Here is a 16,673-nt window from a genome sequence, read left to right as displayed (position 1 = left end):
GCAGGACCAATTGAATAATTGGCCTTCGCGCGCCGGGCCCGGGTGGGCAACAGCATTCAGAAATGCCGCGTGCTTCGCGGCGGGACGACAAACCTCAAGCGTGACGGCGACTGGCCGTGCGCGAGCAATGACGAGCCGCTCAACCCGATGAATACCCAAGAGGCGAAGATCGTCCTCGAGACCGCGCTGATCTGCGCGCAGGATCCGTTGCGAGTCAATGACTTGCGCAAGCTCTTCGACGAAGATGTTTCCGCAGACACCATCCGTGTGCTGCTCGAAGAACTGCGCCAGGACTGGCTGAATCGCGGTGTCGAACTGGTCGCGCTAGCCTCCGGCTGGCGCCTGCAGAGCCGCCCGGAAATGCGCGTGTATCTCGATCGCCTGCATCCGGAAAAGCCGCCCAAGTACTCGCGTGCCGTGATGGAAACCCTGGCGATCATCGCTTATCGCCAGCCGGTCACCCGCGGCGATATCGAAGACATTCGCGGTGTGACGGTCAATACGCAGGTCATCAAGCAGATTGAAGACCGCGGCTGGATCGAGGTCATCGGTCATCGCGACGTGCCGGGTCGCCCCGCGCTGTATGCGACGACCAAGCAGTTTCTCGACGATCTTGGCTTGCGCTCGCTGGACGAACTGCCGCCGCTGGAAGATGCCCGCGCTCAGGCGCAGGCGAGCCTTCTGGAGCAGGGCGCCATTGAATTCGAGGGTGGTGCAATTGCGGTAGAAGAGCTGACAGCGATGGTCAACGACGCGCCGGGAGGTGCTGAGAGCGTAGAGGCTCTGGTGGAGGGCTCTGCCGGATCGCCCGTTGGCGAGGCGTCCGTCGAAGCAGCTGAAACGCCAGCGCAGCCTGTTGGGGTTGCGGTGGGTGATGAGCCAGAGCTGGAAACCGAGTCGCAAGCGATGAATGCGACCGAGGCAACTGAAGACGAGTACAAAACACCGGTCGAGCCGCCTGCGGCTCCCGCCAATGAACATTCGTGACGCCATGCCTGCCGCACAGTCGGTGCATGGTCTGAACCCCTAGATTTTTTGAAGACGTTGTGAGCACCCAGCCAGACTCCATGGATACACGTATGCCGGCCGACGCCGACGCTCAGCCGCCGCGACAAGACGGCGGTGATGGGACTGAGGCCGCGCCTCGTCGCAAGGGTTTGCGCCGAGGCTTGCGCAACCTCGTGGCTTCGCGCCGCCAGCAGCAGGATGGCCGCCCTGAGGGTGAAGCCGCTGAGGCCGGTGGTGCTGACGCCAGCCAGCCTGCGCAACCGCGCAAGAGCCGCGCGCCACGGGCACGCAAGCCGAAAGAGTCGGCTGGTGAGCCGGCGGTCGTTGCCGCAGAAGGTGCTGCACCAGCCGAGCAGGGACCAACAGAAGGCCAGGGCGAGCGGCGGGGCCCGCGCGGCCGTTTCGGCAAGAACCGTCGCCGTCAAGGCGAAGGCCAACCGGCGGAACGCGCCGATCGCAGTGATCGTACGGAAGGCGCTGGCGGCAAGAGTGTCGGCGGTCGTGGCAAGCAGCAGAACCGCAGCGGCAAACCGCAAGGCAAGGCTGGCGGCCAGACCCAGAATCGCGGGGGCAAGGGGCTGAAGGGCGGCAAGGGCTCCGAAGACGTCTTCCAATACGTGATTTCCGGCGCTTACGACTCGGAAGTTGACGCTGGCGGTGCATCGCAGCCCCCTAAGGCGCGCGAACTGACCTCCGACGACGACGCTCCCAAGCTGCACAAAATCCTGGCGGACGCCGGGCTTGGCTCGCGCCGCGACATGGAAGACCTGATCCTGCAAGGTCGCGTCTCCGTGAACGGCCTGCCGGCCCACATCGGCCAACGCATTCTCGCGACCGATCAGGTGCGCGTGAACGGCAAGCTGATCCAGCGCAAGCTGCCGAACAAGCCGCCGCGCGTGCTGCTATATCACAAGCCGGCCGGTGAAATCGTGAGCCAATCCGATCCGGAAGGCCGTCCGACGGTGTTCGATGCATTGCCGCGCATGAAGACCGGCAAGTGGGTCGCCGTCGGTCGCCTCGACTTCAATACCGAGGGCCTGCTGATTTTCACGACCTCCGGCGACATCGCCAACCGCTTCATGCATCCGCGCTATGGCGTTGAGCGTGAATATGCGGTGCGTACGCTGGGCGAGCTGGCCGAAACTGACCGTCAGAAGCTGCTGCACGGCATCCCGCTCCAGGACGGCGAAGCCAACTTCCTGCGCTGCGTCGATGGCGGCGGCGAAGGTGTCAATCATTGGTACCACGTCGCTCTGACGGAAGGTCGGAACCGCGAGGTTCGACGCATGTTCGAGGCGGTCAATCTGACTGTGTCGCGCCTGATCCGTACGCGCTATGGCAGCTTCGTTCTGCCGCGCGGGCTCAAGCGCGGGCGCTGGCAGGAGGTGTCGGCCGAGGATGTCCGCACGCTGATGGGCACGCTGGGCATGAAGGTGCCGACGGCCAGTTCTGGCGGTGGGCAAGACCGCCAGGGCAATCGTCGCCGTGGGCCGGCGCCGGTGCTGATGGGGCCGATGTCGTCCGGTTTTGCGGGTGAAGCCAACTTCCAGTCACGCGGTATGGGCGTTGAGAACGGTAATCGCGCGCAACCCGCGCAGCGCCGTCCGTCCAACCCGCGTCAGCCCGATCCGATGCAAACGTCCATGGGCTACATCAATGTGGGCGGTCCGACCACGCTGACAGCGCGCACCCGTATGGGCGAGCGCCCGAATGGCCGCGGCGGCGCGGCCGGTGGCGGTGGTATGCGTGATGGCAATCGCGCGCCCGGCAACAAGCGCCCCGGAAAGAGTGGCGGCGGCACATCGAACGGCAACAAGGCGCCGCGCGGTGGTGGCAAACGCGGCGGTAAGCGCTAAAAATGTGGGCGTTGTGTGCGACCTTCGTCGCAACGCCCCATTTTGTGGCGGCTTCGGGGCAATTTTTGCGTTTTGCCTCGAAGCGTATTACAATGTGAGTCTAATCAAAAGTCATCCTGCAGAAGATGGGCGAATGATATGGGCGTTGCGCCCATTTTTTTTTGCTTCGGCAGGTTGGCCATACCGGGAAATTCTTCAGGAAAAACGTGCATCTGACTGATCTGATTGAGAAAACCCTCACCGCCATGGGATACGAGCTGGTGGAAGTGGAGCGCGCACCCGCCGGGCTGCTGCGCGTGTATATCGATCAGGCAGAGAACGGCATCGTCATTGAAGATTGCGAAAAAGTGAGCCATCAGCTCACGCGCGTGTTCGAAGTTGAAAACGTCAACTACGAACGGTTGGAAGTGTCGTCGCCCGGGCTGGACCGCCCGCTGCGCACGCTGGCCGACTTCACGCGCTTCGCCGGCCTTGAGGTCAAGGTGACGTTGCGCCTGCCAGTGGACGGGCAAAAGAATTTCACGGGAATCATTCAGGCTCCGACGGGCGAGCCAGGCCAGGAACGAATCGGCCTTGAGTTTGAGGGCAAGGAAGGCCCCGCACTGCTGGAATTCACGCTGTCGGAACTCGACCGCGCCCGGCTGGTGCCCGTGCTGGACTTCAAAGGAAATCGAAACAAAGGGAACAAGCAATGAGCCGCGAAGTTCTGTTGCTCGTCGATGCGCTTGCGCGCGAAAAAAACGTCGACAAGGATGTGGTGTTCGGGGCGCTGGAGGCCGCATTGGCTTCGGCGACCAAGAAGCGCTTTGAAGAAGACGTGGATGTGCGCGTGGCGATCGACCGTGAGTCGGGCGAACACGAAACCTTCCGTCGCTGGCTCGTCGTTCCCGACGATGCAGGCCTGCAGGAGCCGGACAAGCAGATTCTGCTGTTCGAAGCCAAGGAGCAGGACGCTGATATCGAGGTCGACGACTTTGTCGAAGAGCAGATCGAATCGGTTGAGTTCGGCCGTATCGGCGCGCAGGCTGCCAAGCAGGTGATCCTGCAGCGCATCCGCGATGCCGAGCGCGAGCAGATCCTGAACGACTACCTGGATCGCGGCGAGAAGGTCATGACCGGCACGATTAAGCGCGCCGACAAGAAGGGCCTGATCGTGGAAACTGGCCGCGTCGAGGCGCTGCTGACCCGCGACCAGATGATCCCGAAGGAAAACCTGCGCACGGGCGACCGTGTCCGCGCGTACATCCTGAATGTCGATCGCACCGCACGTGGCCCCCAGATTGAGCTTTCGCGCACTTGCCCAGAGTTCCTGATCAAGCTCTTCGAAAACGAAGTGCCTGAAATGGAACAGGGCCTGTTGGAGATTAAGGCCGCCGCGCGCGATCCGGGCGTGCGTGCGAAAATCGCAGTCGTTGCACACGACAAGCGTATCGACCCGATTGGCACTTGCGTCGGCGTGCGCGGCACCCGTGTGACGGCTGTGCGCAACGAAGTTGGCGGCGAGGCTGTGGACATCGTGCTGTGGTCGGAAGACCCGGCGCAGTTTGTGATCGGTGCGTTGGCGCCGGCACAAGTTCAGTCGATCGTCGTGGACGAGGAAAAGCACAGCATGGACGTGGTTGTCGACGAGGAAAACCTCGCCGTGGCCATCGGCCGTAGCGGCCAGAACGTTCGCTTGGCGTCGGAGTTGACGGGCTGGCAGATCAACATCATGACGCCGGCAGAGTCTGCGCAGAAGCAGGCAGAAGAAAGCTCCGTCGTTCGCCAGTTGTTCATGGCGAAGCTGGACGTGGACGAAGAGGTTGCCGACATCCTGATCGAAGAGGGCTTCAGCTCGCTCGAGGAAGTGGCTTACGTGCCGCTGCAGGAAATGCTGGAAATCGAAGCGTTCGACGAGGACACCGTCAACGAGCTGCGCAACCGCGCTCGCGACGTGTTGTTGACGATGGAGCTGGCGAAGGAAGAAAAGGTCGAGAAGGTGTCGCAAGACCTGCGCGACCTCGAGGGGCTGACCCCGGAGCTGATCGGCAAGCTGGCCGAGGGGAACATCCAGACGCGTGACGACTTGGCCGAGCTGGCCGTGGACGAATTGGTCGAGATGACCGGCGTCGACGAAGAACAAGCCAAGGCGCTGATCATAAAGGCGCGTGAACACTGGTTTTCGTGAGTCGCGTAAGCGTTGATCGTTTATCGCAATTCTCACTGAAACCAAGCATCGAAAGGGTTTGAATGGCAAGCACAACAGTTGCCCAACTCGCTGGCGAATTGAACCGAAGCGCATCAGCGCTGCTGGAACAATTGCAAGCCGCGGGCGTGCAAAAGGCGACGCCGGAAGACGTCATCACCGAATCGGACAAGACCCGACTGCTCGACTATCTCAAGCGAGCACACGGCAGCGCCGAGGATGGCGCGCGCAAGAAGATCACGATCACCAAACGCGAAACCAGCGAAATCCGCCAAGCGGATGCCACCGGCAAGACGCGCACCGTGCAAGTGGAAGTCAAGAAGAAGCGCGTGCTGGTCAAGCGTGATGAGCCGAACGCGGCGCAGGCTGAATCGGACGCCGCAGAGGTTGCACCGGTGGTCGATGCCGAGGAAATCGCGCGTCGCGAGGAAGAACAACGCCACCAGGCTGAATTGCTGGCCCGTCAGGAAGCCGAGCTGAAGGCGCGCCAGGAGGCGATGGAGCGCGAGGAAGCTGAGCGTCGCGCCCGTCAGGAAGCTGCTGAAGCCGAGCAGAAGCGTCAGGCTGAACTCGCCGCCAAGAAGGCGGAAGAGGAAGCCGTTGCTGCCCGCGCAGCCGCTGAAGCGTCGGACGAAGCCCCGCGCCGCAAGGCCGAGGAAGATGCCGCACGTCTGGCAAGTGAGCGCGAAGCTGCGCAGAAGGCCGCTGATGAGGCGCGCGTTGCTGCCGACAAGATCAAGGCCGAGGAAGACGGTGCGCGCAAGCGCCGTGAAGCTGCCGAAGCCGAGGCACGCGCCATCCGCGAGATGATGAGCGCCCCCGCTCGCGTGCTGAAGACACCCGCCGAGCGCAAGGCTGAAGAAGTCAAGAAGGCCGAGCAATCGGGCACGCTGCACAAGCCGGTCAAGCCGGCTGGCGAGGCACGCCCGGCTGCGGCCGCCAAGAAGCCAGCTGCCCCGGCGCCTGCCGCTGCAGCACCCAGTTCGCCTACGGGCGACAAGAAGGGCGGTCGCGGCAAGTCGGGCTGGCAGGACGATAACCGTAGCGGTAAGCGTGGTGGCCTGAAGACGCGCGGCGACACCGGCGGCGGTGCCGACGGTTGGCGCTCCGGCTCCAAGGGCGGCCGCAACCGCCATGGCGACGACAACCGCAATGCTTTCCAGGCACCGACCGAGCCGGTTGTGCGTGAAGTGCACGTGCCGGAAACCATCTCTGTGGCCGATCTGGCGCACAAGATGTCGGTCAAGGCTGCCGAAGTCATCAAGCAGATGATGAAGCTCGGCCAGATGGTCACGATCAACCAAGTGCTGGACCAGGAGACCGCGATGATCGTGGTCGAAGAAATGGGCCACCAGGCGGTCGCGGCCAAGCTGGATGATCCGGAAGCGCTGCTGATTGGCGGTGTGGAAGAGCCGACGAATGCTGAGGCCGAAACCCGTCCGCCGGTCGTGACTGTCATGGGTCACGTCGACCACGGCAAGACCTCGCTGCTGGACTACATCCGTCGCGCCAAGGTTGCGGCAGGTGAAGCCGGCGGTATCACACAGCACATCGGTGCGTATCACGTCGAAACCGACCGTGGCGTCATTACGTTCCTGGACACCCCGGGTCACGAGGCCTTCACGGCCATGCGTGCACGTGGTGCCAAGGCAACCGACATCGTGATTCTGGTCGTGGCTGCCGACGACGGCGTCATGCCGCAGACGAAGGAAGCCATCGCTCACGCGAAGGCCGCCGAGGTGCCCATCGTGGTTGCGATCACGAAGGTCGACAAGCCTGAAGCCAACCCCGACCGCGTCAAGCAGGAACTGGTGGCTGAGAGCGTGATTCCGGAAGAGTACGGCGGTGATGTGCCGTTCGTGCCGGTGTCCGCCAAAACGGGCGAAGGTATCGACAGCCTGCTGGAAAACGTGCTGCTGCAGGCCGAAGTGCTGGAACTGAAGGCGCCAGTCAACGCGCCGGCCAAGGGTCTGGTGGTGGAAGCGCAGTTGGACAAGGGTAAGGGGCCGATCGCTACGGTGCTGGTGCAGAGCGGTACGCTCAAGCGCGGCGACGTGGTGCTCGCGGGCACGGCCTATGGCCGCGTGCGCGCTATGCTGGACGAAAACGGCAAGCCGGCCAAGGAAGCTGGCCCGTCGATCCCGGTGGAAATCCAGGGCCTGTCGGAAGTGCCGGGCGCTGGCGAAGAAGTCCTGGTGCTGCCGGACGAGCGCAAGGCGCGCGAAATCGCGCTGTTCCGCCAAGGCAAGTTCCGTGACGTAAAGCTGGCGCGCCAACAGGCTGCCAAGCTGGAAAACATGCTGGAACAGATGAGCGAAGGCGACGTGAAGTCGCTGCCGCTGATCATCAAGGCGGACGTTCAAGGTTCGCAGGAAGCATTGGTGCACTCGCTGCAGAAGCTGTCGACCGACGAAGTGCGCGTACAGGTCGTGCACGCGGCCGTGGGTGGCATCACCGAGTCGGACGTCAACCTGGCAACCGCATCGAAGGCCGTCATCATCGGCTTCAATACGCGGGCCGACGCAGGCGCACGCAAGCTGGCCGAGCATCAGGGCATCGACATCCGCTACTACAACATCATCTATGACGCTGTGGATGAGGTGAAGGCAGCGATGTCGGGCATGCTCTCGCCGGAGAAGCGCGAAGAAACGACGGGCCTTGTCGAAGTACGCCAGGTCTTCCACGTACCGAAGGTTGGTGCGGTGGCGGGCTGTATGGTGCTGGACGGTTTCGTCAAGCGCAATTCGCTGGTGCGGGTGCTGCGTGCGAACGTGGTCATCTTCTCGGGCGAACTCGATTCGCTCAAGCGCTTCAAGGACGATGTGAAGGAAGTGAAGCAAGGCTTCGAGTGCGGCCTGTCGATCAAGAACTTCAACGACGTTCAGGAAGGCGATCAACTCGAGGTCTACGAGATCACCGAGGTGGCGCGTACGCTGTAATCCGTTGGCCGGACGCTGCGGTGTCCGGCTCGACTTTGCGACGGTGGCCGGGCGCGTCCCGCGCCACCGTTTTGTCTTTTTGGGCCGGGCTGGCGCGTGCTGGCGGCCCATGTGAGGAACACACTATGCCGAAGAAATCGGGATCGGCCGCTGGCCGCAACGTGCGCATCGCCGATCAGATCCAGCGTGATCTGGCCGAGTTGATCCAGCGCGAAATCAAGAACCCGGCAATGGGCCTTGTGACCCTGCAATCGGTCACGCTTACGCCTGACTACGCGCACGCCAAAATCTACTTCACGGTGCTGGGCGCCGAGCCGGAAGTTGCCGGCGCCATTCTGAACGAGAAGGCGGGCTACCTGCATTCACTGTTGTTCAAGCGCCTGCACATCCACACCGTGCCGACGCTGCATTTCCACTTTGACGGTTCGGTTGAGCGCGGTATCGAGATGTCGCGCCTGATCGATGAGGCCAACGCCACGCGTGCCAAAGACGATTGAAATGGCCGAGCAACATGTGCCCAGGTCGCAGAAGCCGCCGCGCCGCGATGTTCATGGCGTGCTGCTGCTGGACAAGCCGATCGGCTGGTCGAGCAACGATGCGTTGATCCGCGCCAAACGTCTGTTGTGGGCCAAGAAGGCCGGGCATACCGGCACGCTCGATCCGCTCGCTACCGGCTTGCTGCCGCTGTGTTTTGGCGAGGCAACCAAGTTTTCGCAGGATTTGCTCGATGCGGACAAGACGTACGAAACCATCGTGCGTCTTGGTATCAAGACGAGTACCGCAGATGCGGAAGGCGAGGTGCTGAGCGAGCGCCCCGTATCGGTCACACCCGAGCAACTGCGGGCAGCCATCGCGCGCTTTGTCGGCGAGATCGACCAAGTGCCTCCGATGCACTCGGCGCTGAAGAAGGACGGCAAACCGTTGTACGAGTACGCGCGCGCGGGTCAGACCGTAGAACGCGCTGCACGTCGGGTAACGATCCACGCGATTGATGTACTGGCGACGGATCTGGAGTCGGCAGCCCCGACGATCACGTTGCGCGTGTCATGCAGCAAGGGAACGTACATCCGTACGTTGGGTGAAGACATTGGCGAGGCGCTGGGCTGCGGTGGACATTTGGTTGCGCTGCGTCGCACCCAGGTCGGTAACCTGACGCTGAACGGTGCCGTGACGCTTGAATCGCTGGACGAAGCGGCCGACGATGCGCGCGCCGCATTGCTGGCCCCAGTCGATGCGCTGTTGCAGACGCTGCCGCGCGTGGAGCTGGATGCGGAAGAGAGCCGCCGCTTTCTGCATGGTCAGCGCCTGCCGTTGCGATTGACGTTGCCGAATGCAGACCAGGTGCGCGTGTACGGCGTGCGCGAGGCGATAGGGGCGGGCGCCACGGCGGTGTCGCTGCTCGGTGTGGCTGCTTGGCAAGATGGTGTGCTGCGACCGGGGCGGCTCGTGCATCTTTAAGCCGATCGACGGCAGCAAAAAAAGCCACGCAGCTACGCGTGGCTTTTTTTGTTTGCTCGATGTTGGATCAATGCGCGCCGGCTGCCGCTTCCGCACCGGCCGCCGACTTCGCCGGCTTGGTCAGCCAGATGAAGACGATCAGCACGATAAACAGCACCGCCGAAATCCAGAAGATATCGTTGGCGCCCAACATTGCGGCTTGCTGCGAGATCACGCGTTCGATCACGCCATTGGCCTGCAGGTTGGGCATGCCCAGTTGTGTGTACTGGTTGATCGATGACGCATAGGCAGGGTTGTACGGATTCACGTGCTCGACCAGTTGCGCGTGGTGCAAGGCAGAGCGGTTGTCCCACACCGTGGTCGAGATCGACGCACCGATGCCGCCGAACATGATCCGCACGAAGTTCGACAGACCCGATGCCGCCGGAATCCGCTCGGGAGGCAGGCCTGACAGGATGATCGACGTGAGCGGGATGAAGAACATCGCCATTGCAGCACCCTGGATCAGCGTGGGAATCATCAGCGTCCACGTGTCCACTTGCACGGTAAAGCGCGAGCGCATCCAGAACACGAGTGCGAAGGTAATGAACGCTGTCGTCGCTACCCAGCGCGCATCCATCTTTGGCAGGTTCTTGCCGATGACGGGCGACAGGATGATGGCGAAGATGCCCACCGGGGCCATGATCAGGCCCGCGTCCGTGGCGGTGTAGCCGACGATGGTCTGCAGCCACAGCGGCAGGATCACCAGGTTACCGAAGAACAGCCCGTACGCCACCGAGATGGCGACGACCCCTGCGCTGAAGTTGCGGCCCTTGAACAGCGTCAGGTCCACCACGGGGTGATCTTCGGTCAGCTCCCACACCAGGAAGAACGCGAAGCCCACGATGGCAACGACCGTCAGCACCACAACCTCGGTTGAATTGAACCAGTCGAGTTCCTTGCCGCGATCGAGCATCAACTGAAGCGAGCCCACCCACAGGATCAATAGCGCCAGGCCGATCTTGTCGATCGGCAGCAAGCGTGTCGGCGATTCGCGGTCCTTGTAGATGACCCACGTTGCGTACGCAGCCAGGATGCCCACAGGGATGTTGATGTAGAAGATCCACGGCCAGCTCATGTTGTCGGAGATCCAGCCGCCGAAGATCGGCCCCATGATCGGCGCGACCAGCGTGGTCATGCCCCATAGCGCCAATGCCATTGAGCTTTTGGCGGGCGGATATGTCGACAGCAGCAGCGATTGCGACAGTGGAATCATCGGGCCTGCCACGGCGCCCTGGAGGATCCGGGCGGCGATCAGCATGCCCATATTGGGCGCCAGCCCGCACGCCCACGACGACAGCACGAACAGCAGGATGGACGTGACGAACAGGCGCACCTGCCCGAAACGCTGCGTCAGCCACCCCGTGAGCGGCACCGAGATGGCGTTGGCTACCGCAAACGAGGTGATGACCCACGTGCCCTGGTTCGGGGCCACACCCAGGTCGCCCGAAATTGCCGGGATCGACACGTTGGCGATGGACGAATCCAGCACGTTCATGAAGGTGGCCAGCGACAGCGCGACCGTACCGATCGCCAGTTTGGCGCCGGTCAGTGGCTGTAGCGGCTTGGGCGCGGCGGTTGCCATGCGTCAGACCTTGGGTGCGGGTTGCGAAGCGCGCGGAGCCGTTGCGGCCGGCACGTTGGTAGCGGCCGGTGCCGTGGCGCCGCCGCGGCCTGCGTTGGCGGTGATGATGCTGGCGATGACCTGATCGGCGTCTTTCCCGGCCTGGTCGTATACCGTCGTTTGCAGCGGCGAAGCCGTCGGCGCGGTGGCCAGGCTTTGGCCGCCTTCGTCATGGATGTCGACCTTGGCTTCCATTGACAGGCCCACGCGCAGCGGATGGTCCTTCAGTTCCTTCGGGTCGAGCGACACGCGCACCGGCAGGCGTTGCACCACCTTGATCCAGTTGCCCGTGGCGTTCTGTGCCGGCAGCAGCGAGAACGCCGAGCCCGTACCCGCCGAGAAACCGGCCACCTTGCCGTGGTACGTCACGCTGCTGCCATACACGTCGGCCACCAGTTCAACCGGCTGGCCCACGCGCATGTGGCGTACCTGGACTTCCTTGAAGTTGGCGTCCACCCAGAGCTGGTCCAGCGGCACGATGGCCATCAGCGGCGTACCCGGAGCGACGCGCTGGCCGACCTGCACCGAACGCTTGGCTACGTAGCCCGTGACCGATGCCGGCAGGCTGGTACGCGCATAGGCAAGGTAAGCCTCGCGGACTTTGGCGGCAGCCTGCAACACATTCGGGTGACGCTCCAGCGTGGTCTGTTCGGTCAGCACGCGGTTGCCCTGCAGTTGTTCCTTCGCAGCTTCCAGTGCAGATTGGGCAGCCTGCACAGCCGTTTGTGCGTGCGAGATTTCTTCCTGCGACACCGCGCCCGTACCGGCAATCTGCTTGCGGCGGGCTAGGTCGTCCTTCGCCTTGGCGAGATCGCTCTCACGCATGGCCAGCGTGGCGGTGAATGCGCTGGTGTTCGAGTACAGCGTACGCACCTGGCGCACCGTCTGCGCGAGCGCGGCTTCCGCCTGCTCCAGTGCGACGCGTGCATCTGCGCGGTCCAGTTCAATCACGGGCTGGCCGGAGGTCACGAGCTGCGTGTCATCCGCGCGAATGGCGACCACGGTGCCCGCCACCTGCGGCGTTACCTGGACGACGTTGCCTTGCACGTATGCATCGTCGGTCGACTCGAACCAGCGGCCGTACAGGCCCCAGTAGAGGCCGTAGCCGACGCCGGCAACCACCAGTGCGGCGGCCAGCGTGGTCAGCATGCGCTTGCGCTTTCCGTTGGCATTGCCGTTGCCGGCGGGCGTTGCCGCGGGGGCTGCTGGTGCTGGGGCAGCGGACGGTGCGGCTTGGGGCTTGTTGTCACTCATGATGTTGGCTCAAAAGAATGCGTTGGAACGATCAGTTCAGTTCGGGTCAGCTGTGCGATGCGGCGGCCAAAGGTTTGGCGCCAGGGAGCTCTTCTGCCGTGTAGCCGCCGCCGAGGGCCTTGATCAGTGCCATCTGCGCGTCGAGTCGGCGTGCCTGCAGATCGGTCGCGAGCTTGCGTTGCTGCAACACGGTCGTCTCAGCGTTCAGCACGACCAGTTGCGTGCCAAGGCCGGCGCTGTAGCGCGTGCGTGCAAGGCTGTAAGCGCGCTCAGCTTCGCTCAGTGCAGTGCGCTGGATCGTGATCTGCGAATCAATGCTGTGCAGCGTAGTGATCTGGTCAGCGGTGTCGTGCAGGGCTTCGGTCAGCGTCTGGTTGTAGCTTGCGACAGCGGCGTCATAGTTGGCGTACTTGCCGCGCAGGTTGGCCCGCAGCTTGCCGCCTTGGAAGATCGGCAGCTTGAGCGCCGGGCCGATACCGAGCTGACGCGATGCGCCAAGCAGCAGGTTTTCCGGCGCAATCGAAGCCAGCCCCAGGAATGCAGTCAGGCTGATATCCGGCAGGAACTGCGCCTTGGCGACGTCGATATCCTTCGACGCGGCTTCCACGCGCCAGCGCGCAGCCACGAGATCCGGGCGACGGCCGATCAGGTCGATGGTTAAGTTGTTCGGCAGCCTGGGCGTGGCTTGCGCAAGCAGCGTCGGGCGCGTGATCGTGAGGCCGCGGTCCGGACCCTTGCCCAGCAGCGCGGCCAACTGGTTGCGTGCCAGCGTGATCTGCTCGTCGACTTGTTCAAGTTCCGTTTGTGCAGCGGCCACATTGGCGCGAGCCTGCGTGGTTTCAACTTGGGTATCGAGGCCTGCGCGCACGCGTTGGCTCGCCAGGTTGGTCAAATCCTTGCGCTGCACGATTGCACGTTCGGCCACGTCGCGCTGCGCGTAGAGCGCGGCCAGCTTGGCGTAGGTGCGTGCCACCGTGGTCGATAGCATCAAACGCGAAGCCTGGCTTTCCGCTTCCATCGATTTGTCGTCGGACAGCGCAGCTTCCAATGCGGAGCGATTCTTGCCCCAGAAATCCAGGTCATAGCTCACGCCAAGCTGGATCTTCGATTCTGTGAACCAGCGGCCCGCCAGCGGCGTGCCTTCAAACATGTCGTATTCCGACAGGCGCTGGCGCGTCATGTCGGCATCGAGCCCGACACTTGGATACAGGTTGCCGCGTACCACATCGGCCATCGCACGCGAAGCACGCACGCGAGCAAAGGCGACTTGCAGATTCGGATTGTCCTTGATGGCTTCGTCCACCAGCGCGCGCAGTTGCGGATCGTTGAACTGGTCGACCCAGTTCTGCGACGGCCACTGACCGCCCTGCGAGGGCAACGATTGCGCGCTCGCCAATTGGCCCGGCGTTGTCAGCGTCTGCGTGCTGTGCGAATTGCCGAGGTTTGCGCAACCGGCCAGCACAGCCAGCGTCACGGCGGAAAGCGCCACGCCCAGGCGCGCCGGCCATTGCGCGCGCGGACTGCCGGCGCGGCTTAGGGGCGAAAATGCCTGAGGGGCGGAGTTCGAGGCGTTCATGTTGTTTGATGGGTCAAGCGATCAAGGGGCGGAAAGCGTTCGGTGCTGCGGATGCAATTCAGGCAGGGCGGCGTCAATGACCGGCGGGGCGCACGCGATGCCCCTCCGTGGCGGCACCGTTGTCGAGAATGCGCTTGAGAAGCCCGCGCAGCGTATCGACGTCGCCCGAGGTGAAGCCAGCAAAAAAACGGTTCAGCACGTGCGTATAGATGGCTGGCATGCGGTCAGCCAAGTCACGGCCGGCTTGCGTCACCTCCAGATGCACGACGCGGCGGTCGGACTCGCTGCGCACGCGCTCGATCAGGCCGCGCTTTTCCATGCGGCTGAGCATGCGCGTGAGCGAACCGATGTCAGTGTTCAGTTCGCGGCCGAGGTCGGTGGCGGTTTGGCATCGGCCGTTGGCGAGAAGCACCAGGCAACTGGCCTGGGAATGCGTCACATCCATCGCGGCAACTTCCTGCTCGATGGCCATGGACAGCGCCGTCTTGGCGCGCCCCACGAGGTAGCCCACGCTTTCGCACATGCGGTAGTCCTCCACCCGGAAGAGGGTTCCGGCAGCAACTTCGGTGGCGGGTCTTGTCTGTTCGGACATCTTATGTATGCACAATCATTGTCCGGACAAATATACGAATTGACGCAGCAAACAGCAAGGTACTGAATGTGTGATTCCAATTTTAGAAACAATCAGTGATTCAACGAGCACTTGTACAATGTTCCTCCATCGATTCGTCACGGAGTGTCATGTCTTGCGCATCGCAGCATGCTAGAATGTCAGGTTATTCCGCGAGCTGAATTTGGGTGCTGTCCCGGGCTCGTGTCACGTCTTTTCGAGTTCACATCCCATGCGCGCGCTTCGCAACATCGCCATCATTGCCCACGTTGACCACGGCAAAACCACGCTGGTCGACCAGCTCCTTCGCCAAGCCGGCACGTTCCGCGAGAACGAGCAGATCGCCGAGCGCGTGATGGATTCGAACGACATCGAAAAAGAACGCGGCATCACGATCTTGGCCAAGAACTGCGCGGTCGAGTACAACGGCACGCACATCAATATCGTCGACACGCCGGGGCACGCCGACTTCGGTGGTGAGGTGGAGCGTGTGCTGTCGATGGTCGACGGCGTGCTGCTGCTGGTGGATGCAGTAGAAGGTCCGATGCCGCAAACGCGTTTCGTGACGCGCAAGGCGCTGGCCCTGGGCCTGAAGCCGATCGTCGTGATCAACAAGGTGGACCGCCCGGGTGCGCGTCCGGAGTGGGTGATCAACCAGACCTTCGACCTGTTCGACAAGCTGGGCGCCAACGACGACCAACTCGACTTCCCGGTGGTGTACGCCTCGGGCCTGAACGGTTACGCCGGCCTGACCGACGACGTGCGCGAAGGCGACATGAAGCCGCTGTTTGAGACCATTCTCGACAAGGTGCCGCAGCGTAACGACGACCCGAACGGTCCGTTCCAGCTGCAGATCATCTCGCTGGACTACTCCAGCTACGTCGGCAAGATCGGCGTGGGCCGCATCACGCGTGGCCGCGTTCGTCCGCTGCAGGACGTGGTGGTCAAGTTTGGCCCGGAAGGCAACCCGATCAAGGGCCGTATCAACCAAGTGCTGAAGTTCCGCGGCCTGGAGCGCGAGCTGGTGCAGGAAGCCGAAGCCGGCGACATCGTGCTGATCAACGGTATTGAAGAGCTGGGCATCGGTTGCACCGTGTGTGCGCCGGACGCCCAGGAAGCGCTGCCGATGCTGAAGGTGGACGAGCCGACGCTGACGATGAACTTCTGCGTCAACACCTCGCCGCTGGCTGGCCGCGAAGGCAAGTTCGTGACGAGCCGCCAACTGCGCGACCGTCTGGACCGCGAGCTGAAGTCCAACGTGGCACTGCGTGTGAAGGACACCGGCGACGACACGATCTTCGAAGTGTCGGGCCGCGGCGAACTGCACCTGACGATTCTGGTGGAAAACATGCGCCGTGAGGGCTATGAGTTGGCCGTGTCGCGCCCGCGCGTGGTGTTCAAAGACATCGACGGCGTGAAGTGCGAGCCGTTCGAGCGCCTGACTGTGGACGTGGAAGACGGCCACCAGGGCGGCGTGATGGAAGAGCTGGGCCGCCGCAAGGGCGAACTGCTCGACATGGCGTCGGACGGCAAGGGCCGCACGCGTCTGGAATACCGCATTCCGGCCCGTGGCCTCATCGGCTTCCAGGGTGAATTCCTGACGCTGACGCGCGGTACCGGCCTGATCAGCCACATTTTCGACGACTACTCCCCGGTCAAGGAAGGTGACCTGGGCGAGCGTCACAACGGCGTGCTGATCTCGCAGGACGACGGCGCTGCCGTGGCCTACGCGCTGTGGAAGCTGCAGGATCGCGGCCGCATGTTCGTGTCGCCTGGCGATGCGCTTTACGAAGGCATGATCATCGGTATCCACAGCCGCGACAACGACTTGGTCGTCAACCCGATCAAGGGCAAGCAGCTGACCAACGTGCGTGCGTCGGGTACCGACGAAGCCGTGCGCCTAGTGCCGCCGATCCAGATGTCGCTGGAATACGCGGTGGAATTCATCGCCGACGACGAGCTGGTGGAAGTCACGCCGAAGAGCATCCGCCTGCGCAAGCGTCACCTGAAGGAACACGAGCGCAAGCGCGCATCGCGCGAAGAAGCGGTCTGATCGCTAGGCGATCTGCCAGAAAAACGCCCCGAGGTTTCGGGGCGTTTTTTTTTGCTCGGCGATAACGCTGG

Annotated in this window: 12 protein-coding genes; 8 read left to right on the top strand and 4 right to left on the bottom strand. The window is 63.0% G+C overall.

The window, feature by feature from the left end; genetic code table 11:
- Nucleotides 1–147: 147 nt before the first annotated feature.
- The 7 genes from scpB to truB all read left to right on the top strand — a co-directional run bounded on the left by scpB (nucleotide 148) and on the right by truB (nucleotide 9,446).
- Nucleotides 148–987, top strand: coding sequence for an SMC-Scp complex subunit ScpB (gene scpB, locus ACEN9T_RS18565; RefSeq protein WP_092971873.1), 840 nt, complete (start codon nucleotides 148–150; stop codon nucleotides 985–987).
- A 92-nt stretch (nucleotides 988–1,079) separates the two neighbouring features.
- Complete coding sequence (locus ACEN9T_RS18560; protein ID WP_413708478.1) at nucleotides 1,080–2,864, top strand: pseudouridine synthase; 1,785 nt, start codon at nucleotides 1,080–1,082, stop codon at nucleotides 2,862–2,864.
- A 206-nt stretch (nucleotides 2,865–3,070) separates the two neighbouring features.
- On the top strand, nucleotides 3,071–3,559 hold the full coding sequence (rimP, locus tag ACEN9T_RS18555) for a ribosome maturation factor RimP (RefSeq protein WP_092971412.1): 489 nt from the start codon (nucleotides 3,071–3,073) through the stop codon (nucleotides 3,557–3,559).
- Nucleotides 3,556–5,031, top strand: a complete 1,476-nt coding sequence (gene nusA, locus ACEN9T_RS18550) for a transcription termination factor NusA (protein ID WP_413706723.1) — start codon at nucleotides 3,556–3,558, stop codon at nucleotides 5,029–5,031. The genes rimP and nusA overlap by 4 nt, the downstream gene beginning before the upstream one ends.
- A gap of 62 nt (nucleotides 5,032–5,093) precedes the next feature.
- Nucleotides 5,094–7,988: a translation initiation factor IF-2 gene (infB, locus tag ACEN9T_RS18545; RefSeq protein ID WP_092971410.1), complete on the top strand. Its 2,895-nt coding sequence runs from the start codon at nucleotides 5,094–5,096 to the stop codon at nucleotides 7,986–7,988.
- A gap of 125 nt (nucleotides 7,989–8,113) precedes the next feature.
- Nucleotides 8,114–8,485, top strand: a complete 372-nt coding sequence (gene rbfA, locus ACEN9T_RS18540) for a 30S ribosome-binding factor RbfA (protein ID WP_004626422.1) — start codon at nucleotides 8,114–8,116, stop codon at nucleotides 8,483–8,485.
- Between the two features lies 1 nt (nucleotide 8,486).
- Entirely contained in the window at nucleotides 8,487–9,446 is a 960-nt protein-coding gene (gene truB / locus ACEN9T_RS18535) for a tRNA pseudouridine(55) synthase TruB (protein WP_092971409.1), read from the top strand.
- A gap of 67 nt (nucleotides 9,447–9,513) precedes the next feature.
- Here truB and ACEN9T_RS18530 read toward each other — a convergent pair whose 3' ends face one another.
- From ACEN9T_RS18530 to ACEN9T_RS18515, 4 genes are all read right to left on the bottom strand, one after another.
- Nucleotides 9,514–11,070, bottom strand: coding sequence for a DHA2 family efflux MFS transporter permease subunit (locus ACEN9T_RS18530; RefSeq protein WP_413706722.1), 1,557 nt, complete (start codon nucleotides 11,068–11,070; stop codon nucleotides 9,514–9,516).
- Between the two features lie 3 nt (nucleotides 11,071–11,073).
- Entirely contained in the window at nucleotides 11,074–12,363 is a 1,290-nt protein-coding gene (locus tag ACEN9T_RS18525) for an HlyD family secretion protein (protein WP_092971407.1), read from the bottom strand.
- A gap of 46 nt (nucleotides 12,364–12,409) precedes the next feature.
- Nucleotides 12,410–13,939: an AdeC/AdeK/OprM family multidrug efflux complex outer membrane factor gene (locus tag ACEN9T_RS18520; protein WP_413706721.1), complete on the bottom strand. Its 1,530-nt coding sequence runs from the start codon at nucleotides 13,937–13,939 to the stop codon at nucleotides 12,410–12,412.
- A 73-nt stretch (nucleotides 13,940–14,012) separates the two neighbouring features.
- Nucleotides 14,013–14,531, bottom strand: coding sequence for a MarR family winged helix-turn-helix transcriptional regulator (locus tag ACEN9T_RS18515; RefSeq protein ID WP_260773391.1), 519 nt, complete (start codon nucleotides 14,529–14,531; stop codon nucleotides 14,013–14,015).
- A 250-nt stretch (nucleotides 14,532–14,781) separates the two neighbouring features.
- Here ACEN9T_RS18515 and typA point away from each other — a divergent pair, with 250 nt between their 5' ends.
- Complete coding sequence (gene typA / locus ACEN9T_RS18510) at nucleotides 14,782–16,602, top strand: translational GTPase TypA (RefSeq protein WP_092971405.1); 1,821 nt, start codon at nucleotides 14,782–14,784, stop codon at nucleotides 16,600–16,602.
- Nucleotides 16,603–16,673: the final 71 nt, after the last annotated feature.

The sequence above is a fragment of the Ralstonia sp. Ralssp110 genome (assembly GCF_047325135.1).
GTDB lineage: Bacteria > Pseudomonadota > Gammaproteobacteria > Burkholderiales > Burkholderiaceae > Ralstonia > Ralstonia mojiangensis.
Note: the sequence above shows the minus strand (reverse complement) of the source record. Positions and strands in the feature narration are given on the sequence as shown.